The 19,290-nt window shown below is 62.1% G+C and carries 23 protein-coding genes and 1 riboswitch; of the genes, 13 read left to right on the top strand and 10 right to left on the bottom strand.

Annotated features, from left to right (window positions below; all coding sequences use genetic code 11):
* Window positions 1-5: 5 nt before the first annotated feature.
* The 4 genes from sufD (at window position 6) to sufA (ending at window position 3,413) form a co-directional block, all read left to right on the top strand.
* Entirely contained in the window at window positions 6-1,280 is a 1,275-nt protein-coding gene (gene sufD / locus K6N12_RS21825; RefSeq protein ID WP_097628631.1) for a Fe-S cluster assembly protein SufD, read from the top strand.
* Window positions 1,281-1,292: 12 nt separating this feature from the next.
* The gene (locus K6N12_RS21820) at window positions 1,293-2,534 is read left to right on the top strand and encodes a cysteine desulfurase (protein WP_097628632.1); all 1,242 of its coding nucleotides are present in this window, start codon (window positions 1,293-1,295) and stop codon (window positions 2,532-2,534) included.
* Window positions 2,535-2,546: 12 nt separating this feature from the next.
* A complete protein-coding gene (locus tag K6N12_RS21815; protein ID WP_097628633.1) occupies window positions 2,547-2,927 on the top strand; it encodes an SUF system Fe-S cluster assembly protein in 381 nt (126 codons plus the stop codon).
* A 93-nt stretch (window positions 2,928-3,020) separates the two neighbouring features.
* Window positions 3,021-3,413: a Fe-S cluster assembly scaffold SufA gene (sufA, locus tag K6N12_RS21810; protein WP_003586280.1), complete on the top strand. Its 393-nt coding sequence runs from the start codon at window positions 3,021-3,023 to the stop codon at window positions 3,411-3,413.
* Between the two features lie 70 nt (window positions 3,414-3,483).
* Here sufA and K6N12_RS21805 read toward each other — a convergent pair whose 3' ends face one another.
* The 5 genes from K6N12_RS21805 to gcvT all read right to left on the bottom strand — a co-directional run bounded on the left by K6N12_RS21805 (window position 3,484) and on the right by gcvT (window position 9,566).
* Window positions 3,484-3,789 carry a flagellar basal body rod C-terminal domain-containing protein gene (locus K6N12_RS21805; protein WP_097628634.1) on the bottom strand — a complete coding sequence of 102 codons (306 nt, stop codon included), beginning with the start codon at window positions 3,787-3,789 and terminating at the stop codon, window positions 3,484-3,486.
* Between the two features lie 139 nt (window positions 3,790-3,928).
* Window positions 3,929-4,966, bottom strand: coding sequence for a glycoside hydrolase family 25 protein (locus K6N12_RS21800; RefSeq protein WP_097628655.1), 1,038 nt, complete (start codon window positions 4,964-4,966; stop codon window positions 3,929-3,931).
* Between the two features lie 213 nt (window positions 4,967-5,179).
* Window positions 5,180-8,044, bottom strand: coding sequence for an aminomethyl-transferring glycine dehydrogenase (gene gcvP, locus K6N12_RS21795; protein ID WP_097628635.1), 2,865 nt, complete (start codon window positions 8,042-8,044; stop codon window positions 5,180-5,182).
* A complete protein-coding gene (gene gcvH, locus K6N12_RS21790; protein ID WP_097628636.1) occupies window positions 8,044-8,406 on the bottom strand; it encodes a glycine cleavage system protein GcvH in 363 nt (120 codons plus the stop codon). The genes gcvP and gcvH overlap by 1 nt, the downstream gene beginning before the upstream one ends.
* A 23-nt stretch (window positions 8,407-8,429) precedes the next feature.
* On the bottom strand, window positions 8,430-9,566 hold the full coding sequence (gcvT, locus tag K6N12_RS21785) for a glycine cleavage system aminomethyltransferase GcvT (protein ID WP_097628637.1): 1,137 nt from the start codon (window positions 9,564-9,566) through the stop codon (window positions 8,430-8,432).
* A 157-nt stretch (window positions 9,567-9,723) separates the two neighbouring features.
* Window positions 9,724-9,818: riboswitch (glycine riboswitch) on the bottom strand.
* A 158-nt stretch (window positions 9,819-9,976) separates the two neighbouring features.
* On the opposite strand from gcvT, the gene K6N12_RS21780 reads away from it, so the two are divergent.
* Together K6N12_RS21780 and K6N12_RS21775 are read left to right on the top strand one after the other, a co-directional pair.
* On the top strand, window positions 9,977-10,357 hold the full coding sequence (locus K6N12_RS21780; RefSeq protein WP_097628638.1) for a hypothetical protein: 381 nt from the start codon (window positions 9,977-9,979) through the stop codon (window positions 10,355-10,357).
* 73 nt (window positions 10,358-10,430) lie between these two features.
* Window positions 10,431-11,432, top strand: coding sequence for a DUF1775 domain-containing protein (locus tag K6N12_RS21775; RefSeq protein WP_097628639.1), 1,002 nt, complete (start codon window positions 10,431-10,433; stop codon window positions 11,430-11,432).
* 71 nt (window positions 11,433-11,503) lie between these two features.
* Here the strand turns inward: K6N12_RS21775 and K6N12_RS21770 are convergent, their stop codons facing one another.
* Complete coding sequence (locus K6N12_RS21770; RefSeq protein ID WP_097628640.1) at window positions 11,504-11,770, bottom strand: hypothetical protein; 267 nt, start codon at window positions 11,768-11,770, stop codon at window positions 11,504-11,506.
* 121 nt (window positions 11,771-11,891) lie between these two features.
* Between K6N12_RS21770 and crcB the strand changes: the two genes are divergently transcribed.
* From crcB to K6N12_RS21735, 7 genes are all read left to right on the top strand, one after another.
* On the top strand, window positions 11,892-12,269 hold the full coding sequence (gene crcB, locus K6N12_RS21765; protein WP_097628641.1) for a fluoride efflux transporter CrcB: 378 nt from the start codon (window positions 11,892-11,894) through the stop codon (window positions 12,267-12,269).
* A gap of 94 nt (window positions 12,270-12,363) precedes the next feature.
* Window positions 12,364-13,353 carry an RluA family pseudouridine synthase gene (locus K6N12_RS21760; protein ID WP_003586294.1) on the top strand — a complete coding sequence of 330 codons (990 nt, stop codon included), beginning with the start codon at window positions 12,364-12,366 and terminating at the stop codon, window positions 13,351-13,353.
* Window positions 13,350-14,003: an HAD-IA family hydrolase gene (locus tag K6N12_RS21755; protein WP_097628642.1), complete on the top strand. Its 654-nt coding sequence runs from the start codon at window positions 13,350-13,352 to the stop codon at window positions 14,001-14,003. The genes K6N12_RS21760 and K6N12_RS21755 overlap by 4 nt, the downstream gene beginning before the upstream one ends.
* A 9-nt stretch (window positions 14,004-14,012) precedes the next feature.
* Window positions 14,013-14,798 carry an ATP12 family chaperone protein gene (locus tag K6N12_RS21750; RefSeq protein ID WP_097628643.1) on the top strand — a complete coding sequence of 262 codons (786 nt, stop codon included), beginning with the start codon at window positions 14,013-14,015 and terminating at the stop codon, window positions 14,796-14,798.
* Window positions 14,799-14,863: 65 nt separating this feature from the next.
* Window positions 14,864-15,322: a calponin homology domain-containing protein gene (locus K6N12_RS21745; protein ID WP_097628644.1), complete on the top strand. Its 459-nt coding sequence runs from the start codon at window positions 14,864-14,866 to the stop codon at window positions 15,320-15,322.
* A 45-nt stretch (window positions 15,323-15,367) separates the two neighbouring features.
* Window positions 15,368-16,900 (top strand): acyl-CoA carboxylase subunit beta, encoded by a 1,533-nt coding sequence (locus K6N12_RS21740; protein ID WP_097628645.1) that lies wholly within the window; start codon window positions 15,368-15,370, stop codon window positions 16,898-16,900.
* A 139-nt stretch (window positions 16,901-17,039) separates the two neighbouring features.
* A complete protein-coding gene (locus tag K6N12_RS21735; protein WP_097628646.1) occupies window positions 17,040-17,432 on the top strand; it encodes a DoxX family protein in 393 nt (130 codons plus the stop codon).
* Between the two features lie 49 nt (window positions 17,433-17,481).
* On the opposite strand, the gene sugE is transcribed toward K6N12_RS21735, so the two are convergent.
* The 4 genes from sugE to K6N12_RS21715 all read right to left on the bottom strand — a co-directional run.
* The gene (sugE, locus tag K6N12_RS21730; protein WP_097628647.1) at window positions 17,482-17,796 is read right to left on the bottom strand and encodes a quaternary ammonium compound efflux SMR transporter SugE; all 315 of its coding nucleotides are present in this window, start codon (window positions 17,794-17,796) and stop codon (window positions 17,482-17,484) included.
* A gap of 163 nt (window positions 17,797-17,959) precedes the next feature.
* On the bottom strand, window positions 17,960-18,424 hold the full coding sequence (locus tag K6N12_RS21725; protein WP_097628648.1) for a YaiI/YqxD family protein: 465 nt from the start codon (window positions 18,422-18,424) through the stop codon (window positions 17,960-17,962).
* Between the two features lie 10 nt (window positions 18,425-18,434).
* Complete coding sequence (locus K6N12_RS21720) at window positions 18,435-18,905, bottom strand: GNAT family N-acetyltransferase (protein ID WP_097628649.1); 471 nt, start codon at window positions 18,903-18,905, stop codon at window positions 18,435-18,437.
* Window positions 18,905-19,290 (bottom strand): zinc-binding dehydrogenase (locus tag K6N12_RS21715; protein ID WP_222148970.1); only part of this gene is annotated, 386 nt, incomplete at its 5' end. The genes K6N12_RS21720 and K6N12_RS21715, both read right to left, overlap by 1 nt.

The raw sequence follows: 19,290 nt of genomic DNA, 5'->3' as shown, positions 1-19,290 counted from the left end.
CGTCCATGAACATGCAGACGACGAGCCGCCTGACCGCGGCGGAAACTGCGCTGATCGAGGCCTTCAACCATCAGATCGGCGATCTGCCGGGCAATGGCGCGGTGACGGCGCTGCGCGACCGGCTTCTCGATGATCTGAAGAAGGCCGGCCTGCCGACGCGCCGCATTGAAGCCTGGCACTACACCGATCTGAAAAACCTGCTGCGCACCTTGCCGCCGCAGGTCGGTGACGCCGGCTCCGACGCGCTTGAGCCGCTTGTCGACGGCTCTACGGTGCTGGCGGTGATCCAGGGTCATGCCAACCAGAAGGCTGCCGCCGACGGTCTTGGCGTTTCGGCCTATAGCGAACATCTGCTCGACGGCTCCGCCGCGGACGGCCTCGATGCGCTCGGCAGCGACGACGCGGTCGGCCGCATCAACGGCAGCTTCGTGCGCGACGGCTATGTCATAGACGTGCCTGCCGATACCGAGCTTGACGCTCCGCTCGAAATCCAGTTCGTCCATGCCGGCGGGCAGACACATACGCGTCTTCCTGTTGCCTTCGCCTCTGGCGTCAAAGCGACGGTGATCGAGCGTCATCTTGCGGTGACCGGCGATCCGGCACTCGTGTCCCACGTCAGTGACATCACTGTCGGCGAAGGTGCGGAGCTGACCTGGATCATCCTGCAACAGCACGGAGCCGAGGATACGCATCTCGGCCAGATCCGCATCGATCTCGGCGCCGACGCCAAGCTTCGCCTGTTCGTCATCAATGCCGGCGGCAAGCTGGTGCGCCAGGAGCTGCATATCAAGGTGACGGGCGAGGGCGCTGATCTGACATTGCGCGGCATCAACCTGCTCGGCGCTGACAGCCATACCGACGTGACGATGGTGCTCGGCCACGACGTGCCGCACACCGGCTCGACCGAAGTGATTCGCAACGTCGTCTTCGACCGCGCCAAGGGTGTTTTCCAGGGCATGATCCGGGTGGCACCCGATGCGCAAAAGACCGATGCCAAGATGGCCTGCAATACGCTGCTGATGTCCGACGATGCCGAATTCTCGGTCAAACCCGAGCTCGAAATCTTCGCCGACGACGTGCAGTGCGGCCATGGGGCGACGGTGACCGATATCGACGCCAATCATCTCTATTACATGATGGCGCGCGGCATTCCGGAGAACAAGGCGCGGGCGATGCTCGTCAACGCTTTCGTCGCCGAGATCGTCGAGGAACTGGAAGACGAGACCCTGGTCGAAGCGCTGGAAGGCGTGATTTCGGCGTGGCTCGAAAAGCACGCCTGATCGGATATAGCAATGGACAAGATCGTGCCGGCCACGCCATACGATGTCGAAGCCATCCGCCGGGATTTTCCGATCCTGGCGGAGAAGGTGCACGGCAAGCCGCTGGTCTATCTCGACAACGGCGCTTCGGCGCAGAAGCCGCAGGTGGTGATCGACGCCATCTCGCATGCGTATTCGCATGAATATGCCAATGTGCATCGCGGACTGCACTATCTCTCCAATGCCGCGACCGATGCTTATGAGGCGGCGCGCGAGAAGGTGCGCCGTTTTCTCAATGCGCCTTCGGTCAACGACATCGTCTTCACCAAGAATTCGACAGAGGCGATCAATACCGTCGCCTATGGCTGGGGCATGCCTGAGATCGGCGAAGGCGACGAGATCGTCCTGACGATCATGGAGCACCACTCCAACATCGTGCCCTGGCACTTCATCCGCGAGCGGCAGGGTGCCAAACTGGTCTGGGTGCCGGTGGACGATGAGGGCGCCTTTCATATCGAGGACTTTGAGAAGAGCCTGACGGAGCGCACCAAGCTCGTCGCCATCACCCATATGTCGAATGCGCTCGGCACGATCGTTCCCGTCAAAGAGGTCTGCCGCATTGCGCATGAGCGCGGCATTCCGGTCTTGATCGACGGCAGCCAGGGTGCGGTGCACCTGCCTGTGGATGTGCAGGACATCGATTGCGACTGGTATGTGATGACCGGCCACAAGCTCTACGGCCCATCTGGAATCGGCGTGCTCTACGGCAAGAAGGAGCGGCTTTCGCAGATGCGCCCGTTCCAGGGCGGCGGCGAGATGATTTTCGAAGTCGCCGAGGACGCGGTCACCTACAATGATCCGCCGCATCGCTTCGAGGCCGGCACGCCGCCGATCGTCCAGGCGATCGGGCTCGGTTATGCGCTCGACTATATGGAGAAGGTCGGCCGCGAGGCGATCGCCCGCCATGAGGCCGATCTTGCGGCTTACGCCGTCGAGCGGCTGAAGTCGGTCAATTCGCTGCGCGTCTTCGGAACGGCGCCCGACAAGGGCAGCATCTTTTCCTTCGAGCTTGCCGGCATCCATGCCCATGACGTCTCGATGGTGATCGACCGGCAGGGCATTGCGGTGCGGGCCGGCACGCATTGCGCCATGCCACTCTTGAAACGCTTCGGCGTCACCTCCACATGCCGTGCATCCTTCGGCATGTACAATACCCGCGCCGAGGTCGATGCCCTGGCCGATGCGCTTGAATATGCGCGCAAGTTCTTTGCTTGAGGAGTGTCCGTGATGAGCCTGGACGAAAGCGAACAGAAGATCGACGTGCGCGAAGGCATCGTGCATTCCAGCATTCCGACCGATGAGCTGGCGCGGCTCAGCGACGACGTCATCAGCGCGCTGAAAACCGTCTACGATCCGGAAATCCCGGCCGACATCTTCGAACTCGGTCTGATCTACAAGATCGATATCGAGGACGATAGGATGGTGAAGATCATGATGACCTTGACCGCACCTGGCTGCCCGGTTGCCGGCGAGATGCCCGGCTGGGTCGAAAATGCCGTCGGCGCCGTCGAAGGCGTGTCCGGCGTCGAGGTCGAGATGACCTTCGATCCGCCGTGGACGCCGGATCGCATGTCCGAAGAGGCGCAGGTCGCCGTCGGCTGGTACTGACATTCCGCGGTATTGATCCGTTTACCTCGGACGACTACATTTGAATCATGAAGCACCGGATCTTGACCCCGGTTGTGGAAGGAGAATGGGCCGATGGGCTTTGCAGTGATGAGCATGACGGATGGGGCCGCGGCCCGCGTCAAGGCGATCGTCGAGAATTCCGGCCCGGAGGCCAAGGGCGTTCGCGTCGGCATCAAGAAGGGCGGCTGCGCCGGGATGGAATATACCATCGACCTGGTGACCGAGCCGAATGCCAAGGACGATCTGATCGAGCGCGACGGCGCCAGGGTCTGGGTCGAACCATCGGCGGTGCTCTATCTGCTCGGCACCGAAATGGGCTTCGAGCAGACGACGCTGCGCTCCGGCTTCACCTTCACCAATCCGAACCAGACATCGGCTTGCGGCTGCGGCGAATCCGTCGAGCTGAAACCCGCCGATCTGGCAGCTCTTGCCGCACAGCGGCAGAGCGAGCCGGCGCATTCCTGACCCGGCGGGCTGTCTTTAAATTTTCCGGCCAGAGTTAAATTATCTGCGACGCAGCATCATACGGCAGCGCTCAGTCGCGCTTGATGCTCATCAGCATTTCCCACATGTCGGCACCGGTCTCGAAGACCACGGCGTTCGCCTTGTAACTCTGTTCGGCTTCGAGCAAGTCGGTCAGTTCGGTGGCTGGGTCGACATCCGACGCGGTCGGGCTGACGGTCGCCTGAACGCTGCCTGATACTACTGAAGTGATGCTGGTGTTCAGTCTGGCGTAACCTGATGTGCTGCTGTTTGCGACGTTGCTGGCGATCGCGCCGATCCGCGTCGTCTGCGCCCGCATGCCCGAAAGGGCGGTGCTCGTGATGCCCGATATGCTCATCAGCCGTTTCCCCAGAACTGGATGATCGTCTTTTATCCGCAAGGATTTAGGGAATGCTGAAGGCGTTGCCTTAGCAACGACCTACAGGATGTGCGTCCTGCCGTTCCGCTTGTTCCGGATTGGCACGGAACCAGCTTCGCTATCGCGACGCCACCCAGTCGTGCCAATCGCTTTCGTTGCCGTTGAAGACGTTGAGATCAATCTTGCCTTCGACGCCTTCGGAAAGGCCGGAGCCGGAATATTGCCAGAACAGCCACTTGCGGCCCGGATAGACCTTCGAGGGGTGGGCGGCAACCGAGCGCAGCCAGAAGGGATAGTCGAGCATCTGGCCCTTCAAATTGTCGCGGTAGAAATCCGGCGCGGTGTAGATGATCGGGCGCTGGCCGTAGTAGCGCTCCAGCTTGTCCATGAACACCTGCATCTTTTCCCGGACGCGGGCGGGGGAGATGCGCCGCTTGCAGCTCGACTCGCCGTTCCATTCGACATCGATGACGGGCGGAAGCGCGTTTGCTTCCCTCGGTACATTACGGATGAACCAATCGGCCTGTTCGCCGGCCGTCCGGCACCAGTAGAAGAAGTGATACGCGCCGTGTTTGAGGCCGGCTTCCTTGGCGCGGCGCCAGTTCTTCTTGAACATCGGATCAAGGTGATCGCCGCCGTCCGTCGCCTTGATGTAGACGAAGTTCGCGCCCTGCTTCCTCAATGTCTCCCAGTCGATTTCGCCCTGCCAGCGCGATACGTCGACGCCGTGCACGGCAAGCTTTCTCGGCGAGGTGGAACCAAAATTGATCGGCTTGGCGTCGCGGAATCGGTGGCCGTAGATCTGTCCGCGTGACGGCGATTTCCTGCCGGCATCGAGATCGGCATCCGGGTTGGCGGGCATCAGCATCGCCACCGGTCTTTCCGTCGGCATCGGCATGCCGACCGGCCTGTCGGCGGGCACGAGCGCCTCAGGTTCGGGAACCGGTCCGGTCCAGCTCAACGCTTCCTGCGGCGCGCTTGTTTGTGCCATGTCGCCGACGGCGGCGGCCGGTATCGGGCCGCTCGGCTTGGTGATTGCATTGGTTGTTTCCGCCGACGGGACAGGCGTGAGCACATCTTCGGCCCCGGAACTGGCGGCGCATCCGGACAGGACCAGGGCGGCAAGGAGGATTGCTGGCAAAGCCGATGGACGCATGAGAACCTGCACGCAAAACAAAAGGTAGACGGCAACATCCCCGCTGGAGAAAACCCGTCCATTTTCAATTGCTAACAGAGACTTGCTAAGAAAGGTTAAATTTGAACTCACTGCCTTGAAACGGGCATTGCCGAGTTCGGCCCTTGCCATACAGCGAAAGTCGACGCGCAGGCCGCCCCTCCCTACCCGCGGGAGGGGCTTGCCGATTTGCCGTTATTCTGCTGCTTCCGCGTAGCTTTCGACCGGCGGGCAGGTGCAGATCAGGTTGCGGTCGCCGTAGACGTTGTCGACGCGGTTGACCGGGGACCAGTATTTGTCGACGCGGAAGGCGCCGGGCGGGAAGCAGGCCTGTTCCCGGCTATAGGGACGATCCCATTCGCCGACGAGGTCTTCCACCGTGTGCGGGGCGTTCTTCAGCGGGTTGTTCACCTTGTCCATGCGGCCATCCTCGATGGCGCGGGCTTCCTCGCGGATCGCCAGCATAGCCTCGCAGAAGCGGTCGAGTTCGGCCTTAGTCTCGCTTTCCGTCGGCTCTATCATCAGCGTGCCGGCGACCGGCCAGCTCATGGTCGGCGCATGGAAGCCACAGTCGATCAGCCGCTTGGCGACGTCGTCGACCGTGACGCCCGAGCTGTCGACCAGCGGACGAGTGTCGATGATGCATTCATGCGCGACGCGGCCGGTTTTCGACTTGTAGAGCACGTCGTAAGCGCCCTTCAGCCGGGTGGCGATGTAGTTGGCGTTGAGGATCGCCACCTTGGTTGCCTGGGTCAGGCCTTCGCCGCCCATCATCAGGCAGTAGCTCCAGGAGATGGGCAGGATCGAGGCCGAGCCGAAGGCCGCGGCCGAAACCGCGCCGGGACGGCCGTCGGTCTCGGGATGGCCGGGCAGGTGGGGCGCCAGATGCGCCTTGACGCCGATCGGGCCCATGCCGGGGCCGCCGCCGCCATGCGGGATGCAGAAGGTCTTGTGCAGGTTGAGGTGCGACACGTCGGAGCCGATGTCACCGGGGCGGGACAGGCCGACCATGGCGTTCATGTTGGCGCCGTCGAGATAGACCTGGCCGCCATGGGTATGCACCAGATCGCAGATTTCCTTGACGGTCTCCTCGAAGACGCCGTGGGTCGAGGGGTAGGTGATCATGCAGCAGGAGAGGTTTGCCGCATGCTCCTCAGCTTTGGCGCGGAAATCGTCGAGATCGATGTCGCCGTTCTCGCGCACCTTGACGACCACAACCTTCATGCCGACCATCTGGGCCGAGGCCGGGTTGGTGCCATGCGCCGAGGTCGGGATCAGGCAGACGTCACGATGGCCCTCGCCGTTGGCGATATGGAAGTTGCGGATCGTCAAAAGGCCGGCATATTCGCCTTGCGCGCCGGAATTCGGCTGCATGGAGAAAGCGTCGTAGCCGGTGACGGCGCAGAGCTTTTCGATCAGGTCGTCGATCATTTCGCGATAGCCGAGTGCCTGGTCTGCCGGCACGAAGGGATGGATATCGGAAAATTCAGGCCAGGTGATCGGCAGCATTTCCGCCGTCGCATTGAGCTTCATCGTGCAGGAGCCGAGCGGGATCATCGAGCGGTCGAGCGCCAGATCCCTGTCGGAGAGCCGGCGGATGTAGCGGGTCATTTCGCTTTCGGCACGGTTCATGTGGAAGATCGGATGGGTTAGGTAATCGCTTGTTCTGAGCAGGCCCTTCGGCAACCGGTAGGAAGGATCGAAATCGGCAACCTGGAAATTGCCGCCGAAGGCGCGCCAGACGGCTTCAAGAGTCGCCGGCCGCGTGCGCTCGTCAAGGCTCATGCCGATCTGGGTTTCGCCGACCTTGCGCAGATTGACCCCTTCGGCGACGGCTGCGCGCAGGATGAGGCCCTGCATGTGGCCGACATCGACGGTGATCGTGTCGAAGAAGCTTTCGGGTTCAACCTTATAGCCAAGCTTTTCCAGGCCCTTGGCCATCAGCACGGCCTTCTGGTGCACTTGCTGGGCAATCGCCTTGATGCCCTTGGGGCCATGGAAGACCGCATACATCGAGGCCATGACGGCGAGCAGCACCTGGGCGGTGCAGATGTTCGACGTCGCCTTCTCGCGGCGGATATGCTGTTCGCGGGTCTGCAGCGACAGGCGATAGGCGCGGTTGCCGCGGGCATCGACGGAAACGCCGACGAGACGGCCGGGCATGGAGCGCTTGACGGCGTCTTTGACCGCCATATAGGCCGCATGCGGGCCGCCGTAGCCGACCGGGACGCCGAAGCGCTGCGAGGATCCGACGGCGATATCGGCACCCATTTCGCCGGGTGATTTCAGCAGCGTCAGCGCCAAAATGTCGGCGGCGACGATCGCTATGGCGCCGGCCTGATGCAGGCGGGCGATCAGGCCGGTGAAATCATTGATGTGACCATGGGTGCCGGGATACTGGAAGATCGCCCCGAAAACATCGACCGGATCGAGATCGGTGAAGGGATTGCCGACGATGACGCTCCAGCCGAGCGGTTCGGCGCGCGTGCGGATGAGGGCGATGGTCTGCGGATGGCAGTCGGCATCCACAAAGAAAGCCTTGGCCTTCGACTTGGAGACGCGCTCGGCCATCGCCATGCCTTCGGCAGCAGCGGTCGCCTCGTCGAGCAGCGAGGCGTTGGCGACGTCGAGGCCCGTGAGGTCACAAACCATCGTCTGGTAGTTGAGGAGCGCTTCCAAACGGCCCTGGCTGATCTCCGGCTGGTAAGGCGTATAGGCCGTGTACCAGGCGGGGTTTTCCAGGATATTGCGCTGGATGACCGGCGGCGTGATGGTGCCGTAGTAACCCTGGCCGATCAGCGAGACCAGCACCTTGTTCTTGTTGGCGGTCTCGCGCAGCTTGTCGAGCGCCTCGCGCTCGGTCATCGGCGCGCCCCAGACGAGCGGCGCCTTCTGCCGGATGGCGGGCGGCAGCGTCGCATCGATCAAGCCGTCGAGGCTGTTGTAACCGATCACCTTCAGCATGTCGGTCATCTCGGCCGGCGAGGGGCCGATGTGACGGCGATTGGCAAAATCGTAGGGCTGATAGTCGGTGAACTGGAATTCGGTCGGCGTCGTCATTACGCGGTGAGCTCCTTGTAGGCCGCCTCGTCGAGCAGGCCGTCGGCATCCGCGGGATTGGCAAGCTTCAACTTGAAGAACCAGCCGGCGCCCTGCGGATCGGAATTGACCAGCGACGGATCGGCAACGATGGCCGGATTGACCTCGGTGATCTCGCCGTCAAGCGGACAATAGACGTCTGAGGCCGCCTTGACGGATTCGACGGTCGCGGCATTGCCGTTCTTGGAGAAGGTCGCACCGACTTCCGGCAGTTCGACGAAAACCAGGTCGCCGAGCTGATCGACGGCATAATTGGTGATGCCAACCGTCGCAACGCCGCCTTCGATCTGCAGCCACTCGTGTTCTTCGGTAAATTTCAGCATTGTTCGTCCTCTCTGGAAAAGGTTTAGCGTTTGTAGGTCGGTGTGACGAAGGGCAGGGCGCTGACGGTGATCGGCAGATATTTGCCGCGCACCTCCGCGTAGACGAGCGTGCCGGCCGCAGCATGTGAGACCGGTACGTAGCCCATGGCGACGGGGCCCTCGACGCTAGGACCGAAGCCGCCCGAGGTGACTTCACCGATTTCGAGCTTGCCCTCGGCATCGGCATAGAGCTTGGCATGGCCGCGCACCGGCGCCTTTCCCTCAGGCTTCAGGCCGACGCGGCGGCGGGCGGCGCCATTTTCGAGCTCGTAGAGAATGCGGCCAGAGCCCGGGAATCCGCCGGCGCGGGCGCCGCCCGCGCGCCGCGCCTTCTGCATTGCCCATTCCAGCGCCGCCTCGACCGGCGAGGTGGTGGTGTCGATATCGTTGCCGTAGAGGCAGAGGCCGGCTTCCAGGCGTAGCGAATCGCGGGCGCCGAGGCCGATCGCCTGGACGTCGGGATGCTCGAGCAACCGCATGGTGACATCCTCGGCCTTATCTGCCGGGACAGAGATTTCGAAACCGTCCTCGCCGCTATAGCCGGAGCGCGAGACCAGACAGGAAACGTCGTGCAGCCGGCAGTGACGCACATCCATGAATTTCATCGACGCGACATCGGCCCAGAGTTCGGCGAGAACTTCGACCGCGCGCGGTCCCTGCAGCGCGATCAGCCCGCGGTTGAGAAGGGTGATGTCGCACGTGTCGCCGATATGGGCCTGCAGATGGGCGAGATCGGCCTCCTTGCACGAGGCGTTGACGACGACGAAAAGATGGTCGTCGACATGGGTGATCATTAGATCGTCGAGGATGCAGCCGCTGTCGTCGGTGAAGAAGCCATAGCGCTGGCGGCCTTCGGCAAGACCCAGGATATCGACCGGCACCAGGCTTTCGAGCGCCAGCGCGGCGTCCTCGTAGCTGCCGGATTTCGCCTTCACGATGACCTGGCCCATGTGGGAGACATCAAAGAGACCGGCTTCGGTGCGGGTATGAAGGTGCTCCTTCATTACGCCTGCCGGATATTGCACCGGCATGTCGTAACCCGCAAACGGCACCATGCGGGCGCCGAGCTGGAGATGCAGGGCATGCAGCGGGGTTTTCTTCAGGGCAGCAATATCGTCCAAAAGACGCCTCCGGGGTTTGCGCCTTTTTGCGAAGGCGCGGGCTCAAATCTGAAGGCGCGGTTGCGCACTTCTCTCCTGAGCCCCCTCTGTCCTTGACGCCTGAGATTGTTATCCCTTCGGCGAGCGTTTCGAGAACGCTTCTCTCCAGAGTTCCGTCTGCCCCTTGCTGGTCCTTTGGCCTGAGAGTTTCCGGGGCGGTTGCTCCTTCGGCACCGGTGGTTGACAAGCACCGGATTCTCCCAACAAGGTTGGTGCAATTATCCGGCGGCTGTGGCTCTTGGCAAGCGGCAAATGTCGTCGCCGGGCAAATTTTTGTCGTCTTATTCCAATCGGGCCTTAAACTGCGGCAAATCTGCTTTTGCATTCGGGGGCGAAACCGGCTATCGCGACTTGCTGTCGAAGGGGATCTCATGCGGCCGACCGGACTGAAAGCGACGCTCTTTCTGCGCATGCTTTGCGCATTGAGCCTAGCTTTGCTCGGCCTTGCGCATCAGGCGCCGCAGGCTGTCGCGTCCGAAAGTTATGATGCGAGCGCCTATGTGCTGCCCGACGGTACCTTCGCCTCGCTCTGCATCACGGTAAAGGATGCCGACGGCAAGAGCGTCGCTTTCAAGCCGACTTGCGAAGCCTGCCGGCTGTCGGCCTCCATCGTCCTGCTGACGCCGGATGCAGGCTCCTGGCTCGAACGCAAACTCGCCTCGCTGATCAACGCGCCGACCGAGGCCTCGACCTTTACCGGGGGAAGAGCCGTCAGCCGGCCGAATTCCCGCGCGCCTCCCGTCCTCGCCTGATCTGCCTTCGCAATCCAATATGCAGCATGCCGGTCCGCCCGAGAAAAGTTTACGGCCGGTGAGGAGATATCCGATGAAGATCAGCAAGACATTTGGCAAGACATTCGCGCTTGCCGCCCTTCTTTCCGCGACCGCCATCGCCGGCGCCGAGGCGCATGTGACCTTCCTCAACAAGGAGGCGACCCAGGAAAGTACTATTCTCGCCACGCTGCAGCTGCCGCATGGCTGCGACGGCAAGGCGACCACGGAAGTGCGGATCAAGCTGCCCGAAGGTTTCGTCTTTGCCAAGCCGCAGCCGAAGGCCGGCTGGGAACTCGAGGTGATCAAGGGCGACTACCAGAAAACCTACGACAATCACGGCGACAAGGTGAAGGCGGGCGCGGTCGAGATCCGCTGGAAGAATGGCAATCTTTCCGACGATTTCTACGACAACTTCGTCATCCAGGGTAAGGTATCGGGTGTAGAAGCCGGCACCTCGCTCGCCTTTCCGGTGACGCAGATGTGCGGCGACACGGTCGAGGCCTGGGATCAGGTGGCGAAGGAAGGCGGCGACGCCCACGGGATGAAAAGCCCGGCGCCGATGTTGAAGGTCGTTGCCGGCGAAGACCATGGTCACGGTCATGACGACATGGCAGGGATGGACATGTCCGGTATGAGCGGTATGGGTGCCGCGGCGCCGGCTGGCGAAGTGGTCAAGGCCGGCGATCTCGAAGTCTCCGGCGGTTTCGCCAAGGCAATGCTGCCCGGCCAGCCGGTCGGCGGCGGGTTCTTCACGGTGAAGAACAACGGCCAGACGGATGATCGGCTGCTTTCGGTGACATCGCCCGCAGCCGGCGAGGTTCAGATCCACGAGATGGTGACGAAGGACAATGTCATGCGGATGCGCCAGCTGAAGGACGGTATCGGCATTGCTGCCGGCCAGACGCTCAAGCTCGAGCCCGGCAACCTGCATCTGATGTTCCAGAAGGTTAAGACGCCGTTCAAGCAGGGCGAGACGGTGCCGGTGACGCTGACTTTCGAAAAGGCCGGCAAGGTCGATCTGGTGCTGCAGGTGCTGTCGGCGCAAGGCAAATAAGCGCGACCGATCGAAACGATAAAGCCCGCGGCTCTGCGCAGTCGCGGGCTTTCATCAGGGAGGCGGTTGCCTCAGACCTCTTCGTAGGATTGGAGGGCCTGCTTGAGACCTGCCTGCGGCTGGCGGTTGCCTTTGGCCATCAGGTCGAGCGCCACTTCGGTCGACTGGATGATGCTCGAGGGCTCCTCGGCCTGATCGGGGCTCTCGGCCTTCAATTGCCGGTCGGCAAGGCGCTTTGCGTCGCGCGCGGCGGTGCTCGTCGCCACACGCTGGGGAATCCTCAGCGATTCGAAGGCAACGGCAGCGGTGTTGGCCGATATGGACAGGAGCTGTGTCATGCCGTCACGGTATCGGCATGATCTTGGCGCCATCATAAGAAAATCATTGGCATTTTACCGGATGGTAAGAATTCATTCCGTCGCGATTGGAATCCCAGCGCAGTTGCGATAAATCCGGCTCATGATCCAAGCTCTTCTCGTCGCCGTCGGCGGCGCTATCGGTTCCCTTCTCAGATATTATGTCGGCCAGTGGATGCTGAGGCTCATGGGCCCGGCCTTCCCCTGGGGCACGCTTGCCGTCAATGTCGTCGGCTGCTTCGTCATCGGCGTCTTCGCCGAGCTGATCGCGCGCAGGTTCAATGCCTCGGTGGAACTGCGCCTGTTGCTGATCACCGGCTTCCTTGGCGGCTTCACCACCTTCTCGGCCTTCTCGCTGGACGCGATCTCGCTATTCGAGCGCGGTGAGGCGGTGGCTGGCGGTATCTATATCGTTGCGAGCGTCGGGCTTTCGATGGTGGCGGTCATGTCAGGCCTTGCCGTCATGCGCGCTTTGGCCTGATTTCTTTTCCGGTTTCCGTTTTGCGTGAAAATGCTCTAAAGCCTGCGGCAAGAACGCCGGCTTGGCCCGTGCTGCAATTTCCGAAAGATTTTTTATGGCTGGCATAGAACATATCAAGGTTGAAGCCGACGAAGCGGGCATGCGGCTCGATCGCTGGTTCAAAGTACATTTTCCCGGGCTCGGCTTCGGCCCGCTGCAGAAGCTCCTGCGCTCCGGCCAGGTGCGCGTCGACGGCGGCCGCGTCAAATCGGATGCGCGGGTGCAGCCCGGCCAGACGGTGCGGGTGCCGCCGCTGGATGTCGATGCGAAGAAGTCCGGGCCGATCGCCGGCAAGGATCTCAAGCATTCGTCCGATTTCGAACTCCTGTCGCGCATGGTGCTGCATGAGGACGATAAGGTGATTGTGCTCAACAAACCGCCCGGCATTGCCGTGCAGGGCGGCTCCGGCGTGGCCCGGCATATCGACCAGATGCTCGAAGCCTGGACCAGCCCGAAGGGCGAAAAGCCGCGGCTCGTTCACCGCCTCGACCGCGATACATCAGGTGTTCTCGTCATCGCCCGCACCCGCGGCGCCGCACAGAAGCTGACCGCCGCCTTCCGTGAGCGCGACACCAAGAAGACCTATTGGGCGCTGGTCAAGGGTGTGCCGCGCAAGCACGAAGACAAGATCTCCACCTGGCTCGTCAAGGAACCGACAGCCGACGGCGACCGCATGCGCATCGCCAAACACGGCGAAGACGGCGCCGATCATGCGATTTCCTTCTATCGCGTAATCGAGACGGCGGCCCAGAATCTCGCATGGCTTGAGATGGAGCCCTATACCGGCCGTACCCACCAGTTGCGCGTCCATGCCCTGCATATCGGCCATCCGATCATCGGCGATCCGAAATATTTCGACGACGATCCGAACTGGGATTTTCCGGGCGGCGTCCAGAAGAAGCTGCATCTGCACGCGCGCCATATCGACATCCCGCACCCATCCGGCGGCCGTCTGCGCGTCAGCGCGCCGCTGCCGCCGCATATGGTGCAGACCTGGAACCTGCTCGGCCTCGACCTTGCCGGCGCCGAAAGGGACAGCGAATGAAACTCGCGCTTTTCGATTGCGACGGAACGCTGGTCGACAGCGCCGGTCTGATCCACGAAACCATGCGCCGCACCTTCGAAAAGTTCGGCAAGCCGGAACCGCGATTTGAGGATACGAAAGGGATTATCGGCCTGTCGCTCGATATCGCGATCGCGCGCATGCAGGGCAGGCCGCATGTCGAGCAGCAGGATATCGAGATGACGGCGCACTACAAATCGCTGTTCTCGGTCGTGCGCCAGGATCTCGACTATAAGGAGCCGCTGTTTCCCGGCATTCGCGAGATGATCGACGCGATCAGTGGGCGCGAGGATCTGCTGATCGGTGCGGTGACCGGCAAATCCAGGCGCGGATTGAACCTCGTGATGGAGACGCACGGCTTCGACCGACATTTCACCGTTGCGCGCACCGCCGACGACTGCCCTTCCAAGCCGCATCCGGCCATGGTGACGGAATGCTGCGACGAAACCGGCATGAATGCCGCCGACACCATTGTCATCGGCGATGCGATTTACGATATGCAGATGGCAAAGGCTGCCGGCGCCAAGGCGATCGGCGTTGCCTGGGGTTATGCCAGCGTGGATGAGCTGATCGCCAACGGCGCCGATGCGATCGCTTATCATCCGAACGAGTTATTGCGCCATTTTTCCTGAGGTGAGCCCATGCGCGACCTGCTTAACGACCTTTCCGAAGGTCTGAGCCATCCCGACCCGATCCGCCGGGCGCAGATCCAGATGAAGAAGCCGCTACCGAAGCGTTTCTACGCCGACGTCGCCATTGCCGAGCATGAGGGTGGCTTTGCCATCATGCTCGACGGCAAGATGGTGCGCACGCCGGCACGGCAGGTTCTCGCCGTTCCCACGCAAGCGCTGGCGCGTCTTGTCGCCGCCGAATGGCAGGCGCAGGGTGAAGAGATCGATCCCGTGACGATGCCGGTGACGCGACTTGTCAACACCGCGCTCGATGGTGTCGACGCCAACAGGCAGGCGATCTTTGAAGATATCCTGCGCTTCTCCTCGAGCGACCTCATTTGCTACCGCGCCGATGGACCGGAACTGCTGATCGAGCGTCAGACCGAGCGCTGGGATCCCGTCGTCGACTGGGCGGCAAACGATCTCGGCGCCCGCTTCATCCTCGTCGAAGGGGTGATGCCGCGTGAGCAGCCGCGCGAGGCGACGGCCGCCTTCGCCGTCACGCTCACCAGATACGACAACCCGATGGCGCTTGCAGCCCTCCACACGATCACGACGCTGACCGGTTCGGCGATCCTGGCGCTGGCCTTGGCCGAGGGTCACTTGGCGATGGAGGAAGCCTGGTCGCTTGCCCATCTCGACGAGGACTGGACGATCGAGCACTGGGGCAGCGACGAAGAAGCCGAGGAGCGGCGGGCCAAGCGCTTTGCCGAGTTCAAGGCGGCGACCGACGTTTTTTTCGCCGTAAGCGCCTGAAACATATTGCCTTCCCAGGCATTATGACGAAATCTGCGACTCCAAAGAGGGGTGCGGGATTTGTCATGAATTGGCTGAGGTCGTGTTTTTGCCGGGCCGCACTCGTCTGTGTCGCACTTACGGCCTGCGTCAACCTCTCGGGCCCTAAGCCGGAGGCGCCGGTCTATGATGTGCGCAGCGCCGTCGTCGTCTCCGGCCCGAATATGCCGGCCGATCTGCTTTCCGGCATCAACGACCGCGTCAATGCCGCGATCAACGCCACGGTGCGCGACACCGTGCTGCCGCGGGTGGTGCTGACGATCCGCATCGTCGCCATCGAGAAGGGTCTCGGCTTCCAGAAGGACCGCAACATCGCCAAGGTCAGTATCGACGCAGCCTCCGTCGAGGACGGCTCGGTCATTGCCGTCAGCGCCTTCGACGTGACCAGCATCGCCGCCGATCCCAAGCTTGCCGACGAGATCCTGGCCGAGGACGTCGCGGCAAGGATACGCTCGGTTTTCTCACTCAGCGGGCGTGGGCACTGAAGCAGTCGCGGTCGACATGCTAGAAACAAAGGCGAGGGAGATCGCATGAAGGAAATTCTCGAAGAACTGGAACGGCGCCGCGGCGTCGCCCGCCTCGGCGGCGGCAAGGCGCGCATCGACGCCCAGCACAAACGCGGCAAGCTGACGGCGCGCGAGCGCATCGATCTCTTTCTCGACGAAGGCTCCTTCGAGGAGTTCGACATGTTCGTCGAACACCGTTCGACCGATTTCGGCATGGACAAGAGCCGGGTTGCCGGCGACGGCGTCGTCACCGGCTGGGGCACGGTCAACGGCCGCACCGTGTTCGTCTTCGCCAAGGATTTCACCGTCTTCGGTGGCTCGCTTTCGGAAGCGCATGCCGAGAAGATCATGAAGGTGCAGGACATGGCGCTGAAGAACCGCGCGCCGATCGTCGGCATCTACGATGCGGGCGGCGCCCGCATCCAGGAGGGGGTGGCGGCGCTTGGCGGTTATGCCGAAGTGTTCCAGCGCAATGTGCTCGCCTCCGGCGTCATCCCGCAGATCTCGGTGATCATGGGTCCCTGCGCCGGCGGCGACGTCTATTCGCCTGCGATGACCGATTTCATCTTCATGGTGCGCGATACCTCCTACATGTTCGTCACCGGGCCCGACGTGGTGAAAACGGTGACCAATGAGACGGTAACCGCTGAGGAGCTCGGCGGCGCGAAGGTGCATACCACCCGCTCGTCGATTGCCGACGGCGCCTATGACAATGATGTCGAGACGCTGCTGCAGGTGCGCCGGCTGATCGATTTCCTGCCGCTTTCGAACACCGCGCCGTTGCCCGAGATCGAATGTTACCAGTCGGTGACGGAGACCGACGCCTCGCTCGACACCCTGGTGCCGGCCAGCGCCAACAAGCCATACGATATCAAGGAGTTGATCCGGAAGGTGGCGGACGAGGGGGATTTCTTCGAGATCCAGGCGAGCTTCGCCGGCAATATCGTCTGCGGCTTCGGACGCGTTGAGGGCTCCTCCGTCGGTTTCGTCGCCAACCAGCCGATGGTGCTGGCCGGCGTGCTCGACAGCGATGCCTCGCGCAAGGCGGCCCGCTTCGTGCGCTTCTGCGACTGCTTCAACATTCCGATCGTCACCTTCGTCGACGTGCCGGGTTTCCTGCCGGGTACGGCGCAGGAATATGGTGGCCTCATCAAGCACGGCGCCAAGCTGCTTTTCGCCTATGCCGAGGCGACGGTGCCGAAGCTCACCGTCATCACCCGCAAGGCCTTCGGCGGCGCCTATGATGTCATGGCGTCGAAGCATCTGCGCGGTGATCTGAACTATGCCTGGCCGACGGCGCAGATCGCCGTGATGGGCGCCAAGGGCGCCGTCGAGATCATCTTCCGCAAGGATATCGCCGATCCCGAAAAGATCGCCGCCCATACGAAAATGTATGAGGACCGGTTCCTCTCGCCCTTCGTTGCCGCCGAGCGTGGTTATGTCGACGAAGTGATCATGCCGCATTCCACCCGGCGGCGGTTGGCGCGCGGGTTGAAGATGCTGCGCAACAAGGACCTCGCCAATCCCTGGAAGAAGCACGACAACATTCCACTGTGAAATCTAGCGGGCGAATAAAACTAGTACGTCAAGTGTTTAGCTGCTGTCGAAAATGTGAACGGCCGTCAGCGATCCGTGTGTTCAATCCTTGCCGGCGACAGGCTAACGCTCGGCTGGTACTATTTTAAAGGAGAGGTTTATGTCAAGTTTCGAGCGTCTTTCTGCCTATCGCCCCTATGGGCTGGCCGCTCTCAGAATTATCACCGCGCTGCTGTTCATCGAACACGGCACGATGAAGCTTTTTGGTTTTCCGGCTTCGCAGATGTCCGGCTCGCTGCCGCCGCTGATGCTTTTCGCGGCTCTCCTCGAGCTCGTCGGCGGTATCCTCATTCTCATCGGCCTGCTGACGCGCCCCGTCGCCTTCCTGCTCGCCGGGGAAATGGCGGTTGCCTATTTCATGGCGCATGCCCCAAACAGCTTCTTCCCGGCCGTCAACCAGGGCGACGCCGCGATCTTGTTCTGCTTCGTTTTCCTCTATCTGTTCTTCTCCGGTCCTGGCGCATTTTCCGTCGATAACCGCAAGGCAGCCTGAGCCGACATAGACTGCGGGGCATTTGCGATGCCCCGCAGCATTTTCTTCGTCAGGCGGTGAGCTTGAGACCCGCGATGCCGCCGACGATCAGCATGATGCAGGCAAGGCGGGAGACACTTGCCTGATCGCCAAGCAGCCAGATGCCGAGGAGCACGGTGCCGACTGTGCCGATGCCGGTCCAGACCGCATAGGCGGTCCCGATCGGCAGGTGCTTCACCGCCAGGCCGAGCAGCACGATGCTGACCACCATGGATATGACGGTCAGCGCCGTCGGCAGCGGCCGTGTGAAGCCATCGGTATATTTAAGGCCGATCGCCCAGCCACATTCGAAAAGACCAGCGAGAAAAAGCAGAAACCAGGCCATACGACTCTCCTTGTTCAAGAGCGAGGCCGTCCCCGCGACGGTTGCATCGGTAAGATGCCGCAGTCGTCTGCGATGACGTCTATATGCGAGAGGAGACGGCGGACTTCAAGGTAGGAATCGACATGGCTGCCATACCACCCGTTTCTTGCTGGCCTGAGCGGGATTACTTGCCACCAGCCTCCGTCGAAAGGCTCTTGGCGCGGCGGCAGAGGCGGTCGAATGTTTCCAGGAAACGGGAACGATCTTTCGGGCTGAAGGCGGCGTTGTAGCCCTTGCTCTCGCCGGTTTCGCGCAAATGCGCGCCGAGATCGCGCATTGCGCTTGCCATGCCGATATTGGTCTCGTCGAAGACGCGGCCGGTGGGGCCGCTGACGAAGGCGCCGGTGGCGACACAGCGCACGGCGAGCGGCACGTCGGCGGTGACGACGACATCGCCCGGGCCGGCGCGCTCGGCAATCCAATTGTCGGCGGCGTCGAAGGCGTTGGAGACGATGACGTTATGGATCATCGGATCGCGGGAAGGGCGCAGGCCGGAATTGGCAACGAAGGTGACTTCGAGGCCGAGGCGTTCGGCCACCTTCAGGACTTCCGGCTTCACCGGGCAGGCATCGGCATCGACGTAGATCATGGCGATATCCTCATGCCGGCCGCGCCGCCTGTCTGACCATATCGATATGGGGAATGCCGTCTTCCAGATATTCCGCCGATGTCCCGACAAAGCCGAAGGCTTCGTAGAAGCGCCGCAAATGGGCCTGCGCCGACAGGGCGATGGGATTTGCCGGATAAAGCCGTTCGCAAGCAGAGATCGCTTCGCTCATCAATGCATCGCCCAGGCGCTTGCCGCGATGGGCCGGTGAGACGACGACGCGGCCGATCTTTGACGGATCATGCGGCTCGTGCGGTTTCAGGATTCTCGCCGAAGCCAGGAGTTCGCCGCTCTCCAGCAGCCTTAAATGCAGGGCATCGATATCCTTGCCGTCGAGTTCTGGATAGGCACAGTTCTGCTCGACGACGAAGACATCGACACGCATTTTCAAGAGGTCGTAGAGCTCCCTAGCGAGGAGGTCATCGACGCTCTTGAGGTCGGTCGTGTAGGCCATCGAAAGCATCAGTAGACCACCACGCCACGAATGCTTTCGCCCTTGTGCATCATCTCGAAGCCCTTGTTGATGTCGTCGAGCGGCATGGTGTGGGTGATCATCGGGTCGATCTGGATCTTGCCCTGCATGTACCAGTCGACGATCTTCGGCACGTCGGTGCGCCCGCGCGCGCCGCCGAAGGCGGTGCCCATCCAGTTGCGACCGGTGACCAGCTGGAACGGACGGGTGGAGATCTCCTGGCCGGCCCCGGCAACGCCGATGATGATCGATTTGCCCCAGCCGCGGTGGGAGGCCTCCAGCGCCTGGCGCATCACCTTGGTGTTGCCGGTGCAGTCGAAGGTGTAGTCGGCGCCGCCGATCAGGTCGCCATTGCGTTTGGTCATGTTGACGAGAT

It is taken from the genome of Rhizobium redzepovicii (genome assembly GCF_019793435.1).
GTDB classification, from domain to species: domain Bacteria; phylum Pseudomonadota; class Alphaproteobacteria; order Rhizobiales; family Rhizobiaceae; genus Rhizobium; species Rhizobium redzepovicii.
The sequence above is the reverse complement of the archived record's forward strand: the minus strand, read 5'-3'. Positions and strand labels throughout refer to the sequence as shown.